The sequence below is a fragment of the Burkholderia sp. 3C genome (assembly GCF_054589155.1).
Genome location: NZ_BAAILN010000039.1, coordinates 43,283 through 48,391, shown reverse-complemented (window position 1 = coordinate 48,391; position 5,109 = coordinate 43,283). Strand labels below are relative to the sequence as shown.

The 5,109-nt window shown below is 65.1% G+C and carries 5 protein-coding genes; 4 read left to right on the top strand and 1 reads right to left on the bottom strand.

All coding sequences use genetic code 11. The annotated features are described in order from the left end of the window. The first annotated feature begins 56 nt into the window (after positions 1 to 56). The 3 genes from mnmH to groL all read left to right on the top strand — a co-directional run bounded on the left by mnmH (position 57) and on the right by groL (position 3,576). Positions 57 to 1,115: a tRNA 2-selenouridine(34) synthase MnmH gene (gene mnmH, locus ACYP33_RS06035; RefSeq protein WP_459620385.1), complete on the top strand. Its 1,059-nt coding sequence runs from the start codon at positions 57 to 59 to the stop codon at positions 1,113 to 1,115. Positions 1,116 to 1,587: 472 nt separating this feature from the next. After that, positions 1,588 to 1,881 carry a co-chaperone GroES gene (locus ACYP33_RS06030; RefSeq protein WP_414444073.1) on the top strand — a complete coding sequence of 98 codons (294 nt, stop codon included), beginning with the start codon at positions 1,588 to 1,590 and terminating at the stop codon, positions 1,879 to 1,881. A gap of 54 nt (positions 1,882 to 1,935) precedes the next feature. Continuing rightward, entirely contained in the window at positions 1,936 to 3,576 is a 1,641-nt protein-coding gene (gene groL, locus ACYP33_RS06025) for a chaperonin GroEL (protein WP_414444074.1), read from the top strand. Positions 3,577 to 3,722: 146 nt separating this feature from the next. On the opposite strand, the gene thiD is transcribed toward groL, so the two are convergent. Next, the gene (gene thiD, locus ACYP33_RS06020) at positions 3,723 to 4,589 is read right to left on the bottom strand and encodes a bifunctional hydroxymethylpyrimidine kinase/phosphomethylpyrimidine kinase (RefSeq protein WP_414450246.1); all 867 of its coding nucleotides are present in this window, start codon (positions 4,587 to 4,589) and stop codon (positions 3,723 to 3,725) included. Positions 4,590 to 4,958: 369 nt separating this feature from the next. Between thiD and ACYP33_RS06015 the strand changes: the two genes are divergently transcribed. Next, positions 4,959 to 5,109: rubredoxin (locus ACYP33_RS06015; protein ID WP_459620383.1), on the top strand; the 151-nt coding region annotated here is incomplete at its 3' end.

The window sequence follows — 5,109 nt, the reverse complement described above, 5'->3', positions numbered from 1 at the left end:
CGCGTGCGATAATCCGCGCCTGTCTGTCCCGCCTGTGCCTCGCGCACCCGCCTGCCGTGAATCCCTTTCTTGTTCCGCTGTCCCGCGTCGACGAATTCGACGAGATCATCGACGTGCGTACGCCGCTCGAATACGCGGAAGACCACATCCCCGGTGCGTTGAACGCGCCCGTACTCAGCAACGATCAGCGCGTGGTGATCGGCACGATGTACAAGCAGGTGTCGCCGCACGAGGCGACGCGCCTCGGCGCGGCCTGGGTTGCGCGCAACATCGCGGAGCACCTCGAAACCACCTTCGCCGACCGGCCGCTCAACTGGCGTCCGCTGATCTATTGCTGGCGTGGCGGCAAGCGCTCCGGCTCGATGACATCGTGGTTCAACCTGATCGGCTGGCGCGCCCGGCAACTCGACGGCGGCTACAAGGCCTATCGCCGCTGGGTCGTCGACGAGCTCGACGCGCTGCCCGCGCGGTTCCGCTACATCGTGTTGACGGGCCGTACCGGCAGCGGCAAGACCCAATTGCTCGGCGCGCTCGGCCGGGCCGGCGCACAAATCGTCGATCTGGAGCGGCTGGCGGTGCATCGGGGCTCGCTGCTCGGTGCGCTGCCGGGGGCGGCGCAGCCCACGCAGAAGGGTTTCGATACGGCGCTGGTGCTGGCGCTGCGCGCGCTCGATCCGGCGCGGCCGGTGTTCGTCGAGGCGGAGAGCCGCAAGATCGGGCAGATCACGCTGCCCGACACGATGCTGGCCGGCATGCACGCGGCGCGCTGCGTGGCCGTCGAAACGGCGCGCGACGCGCGCGTGGCGCTGCTGTTGCGCGATTACGGCCATCTGTTCGACGACCCCGCCGCGTTCATGCAGCAGCTCGCGCGGCTGACCGAGCTGCACGGCCACGCGCGCATCCGCGACTGGCAGGCGCTGGCCGAGGCCGGCGCGCGCGACGTGCTGTTCGAATCGCTGATCGACCTGCACTACGACCCCGCCTATGCGCGCAGCAGCCGCGCTTCGTTCCGGCAACTGGCCGCCGCCCCCGCGTTCGCGTTCCGGCCGATGGCGGACGAGGCCGATCAGGCGGCCCAGGCGCAGGCCCTGTTGGCGCAGGTGAGGGAGGCCTGAGCCGTGACCCGTTGCGCGCCGTTGCCGGGAACTCCCGGCGCTCGCCCGGACTCCATGCAGGCGCGGCGGTCACGTTGAGGTTCACGCCGCTGTCGCGAGCGCGGCCTATCGTCTGCGGGCAGCACGTCGCGCCGGGCGCGATCCGGGCCGACGAATCGCCGGTCGCGGGCCGGATCGCAGCCGGCTGCCAGGGTGCCAACGCGTGCCAAAAGCGCGGGCGCACGGTACGGCAGATTGTTTTTTATGCACCCGTTTTCTAGGGAAATTCGATCAAGCGATTGAATTAAAAGGAAAAGATCGAATCGAGGGTAAACGGAAGCCGGTAAAAAACCTTTCCCTTCCGTCCTTGAATTTGTCAAACCTCGTCCATATAATTAGCACTCGCTGCACGAGAGTGCTAACAACTTCGCCGCCGGGCGACAGCCCGACGGCATCCCTCAGTGTTACTTCAGTTTCTCAAAGAGGAGTGAAAATGAACCTTCGTCCTTTGCACGATCGCGTGATCGTCAAACGCCTGGATCAAGAAACCAAGACGGCCTCGGGCATCGTGATCCCCGAAGCAGCGGCTGAAAAGCCGGATCAAGGCGAAGTGCTGGCGATCGGCCCGGGCAAGCGCGACGACAAGGGCGCTCCGATCGCGCTCGACGTGAAGGTCGGCGATCGCGTCCTGTTCGGCAAGTACGCGGGCCAAGCCGTCAAGGTCGACGGCAAGGAAGTGCTCGTGATGCGCGAAGAAGACATCATGGCCGTGGTCAACGCAGCGTAAGCCTGCGAATACGCTACTCAGCGATCCCATTCCAGAGAATTCAAGGAGTAAAAGATGGCAGCTAAAGACGTCGTATTCGGCGATTCCGCCCGTTCCAAAATGGTTGAAGGCGTGAACATCCTGGCCAACGCGGTCAAGGTCACGCTGGGCCCGAAGGGCCGCAACGTGGTGCTCGAGCGTTCGTTCGGCGGCCCGACGGTCACGAAGGACGGCGTGTCGGTCGCCAAGGAAATCGAGCTGAAGGACAAGCTCCAGAACATGGGCGCGCAAATGGTCAAGGAAGTCGCTTCCAAGACCAGCGACAACGCCGGCGACGGCACGACGACGGCAACCGTCCTCGCGCAATCGATCGTTCGCGAAGGCATGAAGTACGTCGCATCGGGCATGAACCCGATGGATCTGAAGCGCGGCATCGACAAGGCCGTCGCGGCAGCCGTGGAAGAGCTGAAGAAGATCAGCAAGCCCTGCACGACGAACAAGGAAATCGCACAGGTCGGCTCGATCTCGGCGAACAGCGATTCGTCGATCGGCGATCGCATCGCTGAAGCGATGGACAAGGTCGGCAAGGAAGGCGTCATCACCGTCGAAGACGGCAAGTCGCTGGCCGACGAGCTGGACGTCGTCGAAGGCATGCAATTCGACCGCGGCTACCTGTCGCCGTACTTCATCAACAACCCGGACAAGCAAGTCGCCGTCCTCGACAACCCGTTCGTGCTGCTGCACGACAAGAAGGTGTCGAACATCCGTGACCTGCTGCCGGTCCTGGAACAAGTCGCGAAGGCTGGCCGTCCGCTGCTGATCATCGCTGAAGACGTCGAAGGCGAAGCACTCGCCACGCTGGTGGTCAACAACATCCGCGGCATCCTGAAGACCGTCGCCGTCAAGGCTCCGGGCTTCGGCGACCGTCGCAAGGCCATGCTGGAAGACATCGCGATCCTGACCGGCGGTCAAGTGGTGGCGGAAGAAACCGGCCTGACGCTCGAGAAGGCAACGCTGGCCGAACTGGGCCAAGCCAAGCGTATCGAAGTGGGCAAGGAAAACACGACGATCATCGACGGCGCAGGCGAAGCCGTGAACATCGAAGCACGCGTGAAGCAAGTGCGCGCGCAAATCGAAGAAGCGACGTCGGACTACGACCGTGAAAAGCTGCAAGAGCGCGTTGCCAAGCTGGCAGGCGGCGTGGCAGTGATCAAGGTCGGCGCTGCGACCGAAGTCGAAATGAAGGAAAAGAAGGCACGTGTCGAAGACGCACTGCACGCAACGCGCGCAGCTGTGGAAGAAGGCATCGTGGCCGGTGGCGGCGTCGCGCTGATCCGCGCTCGCACCGCGATCACGGCACTGACCGGCCTGAACGCCGATCAAAACGCCGGTATCAAGATCGTGCTGCGCGCGATGGAAGAGCCGCTGCGTCAGATCGTCACGAACGGTGGTGAAGAAGCCAGCGTCGTGGTGGCAGCCGTTGCAGCCGGTACGGGCAACTACGGCTACAACGCCGCAACGGGCGAATACGTCGACATGGTCGAAGCCGGTGTGGTCGACCCGACCAAGGTCACGCGTACCGCGCTGCAAAACGCAGCATCGGTCGCCGGCCTGCTGCTGACGACGGACGCTGCCGTTGCCGAACTGCCGAAGGAAGATGCCCCGATGGCTGGCGGCATGCCGGGCGGCATGGGCGGCATGGGCATGGACATGTAATCGACTTAGGTCGATTGCACGACGGGCGCGCAGCGATGCGCGTCCCGCCCCGCAAACGAAAAACCCGCAGCGATGCGGGTTTTTTGTCGTTTACAGCGCGGAAAAGCCGGGGCGGCCTGCGCCCCGCCGGCGTGCGTTCAATGCATTCAGTGACGCGATGCGCCGTAAGGCGGCGTGGCCGGTGCCGCCGGGGCGGCCGGCGTGTCGTCCTCGTTGCTGCGCGCCCAGAAGAAGCGGTCGGGCACCCAGGCGCCCATGCCGGGCCGGAACGCGTCGCGCGCGGCCTGGTACAGGTATTCCTGCGCCTCGCGCACGGCTTCGGGCGGCTCCTGGCCATTGGCCAGCAGCGCCGCGATGGCCGAGGCGAGCGTGTCGGTCACGCCCATCAGCCGGTTCGGCGTGCGTTCCCAGAGATCCTGGCGGATCTGGCCTTCCTCGCCGTACAACGTGTTGACGAGCCGGTGCGTGCCGGTTTCGGTGGCGAGGATGTACTCGCAGCCCTGCGACAGCAGATGCGCGATCGCCGTGTCGAGGTTCGGCGCTTCCGCGTCGCCGTCGGGCTGCGCCAGCGCGATCAGCGTGGCGTGATCGGCCACCAGCAGCGTGGTTTGCGGGGCGAGCAGATCGGCAATCGATTCGCGCAGGTCGTCGGCGGCGAGCACATGCTCGTCGTCGAGCGTGAAGTCGGGCGCCAGCACGAGCGGCACGCCGTCGTAGTCGGCCACGACCTCGGCGATCGCGCTGACCACTTCGGCGCGGGCGGTGGCGCCGATCTTGAACGCGGCGACGGGCATGTCCTCGAGCAGCATCCGGGCCTGCGCGACGACGGTGTCCGGATCGAGGCCGGTCACCTCGTCACAGGAAGCCGAATCGCGGACCGTGTAGCCGGTCAGCACCGACGTGCCGTGACAGCCCATGCTCGCCAGCGTCAGCAAATCCGCCTGCAGGCCGGAGCCGCCGGTGGGATCGAACAAGCCGAAGGTGAGGACGATCGGAGGGGCGTTGCTGGACATGAAAAATCGGGGAAAGAGAGAACGATCGGGCGGCGCACCACACGGGTGCGCCTTGCCGGTCATTATGCGTTGGAAACTTGCGCAAGACGTGGTTTTTTTAACCGAATGCAATATCTGGCGGGCGTTTGCGGCGGGTTGCCGCGCATCGGTTCGGGTCGCGGCGGGCTGCGCGCGCATGGGTGCCGCGCGATATCGTCGGCTGCGGAGAATCGCGCTTGCCTGCACGATTTTGCCCGGATGAGCGTGCCGGGATCGAGGCGCAACGGGTTGGGCGCGGGTCGTCTGGAAACCACGATGCTAGGCAGGGCGGCCGTCGGCACGTTACCATCACGTCTCCCCAAAATTGGTTTTTTCCCTGCGCGGCAAACGATGGAATACAAAAGCTGGATGTGCCTGATCTGCGGTTGGATCTACGACGAAGAAGCGGGCTTGCCCGACGAGGGCATTGCCCCGGGTACGCGTTGGGAGGACGTGCCGATCAACTGGACGTGCCCGGAATGCGGCGCGCGCAAGGAAGATT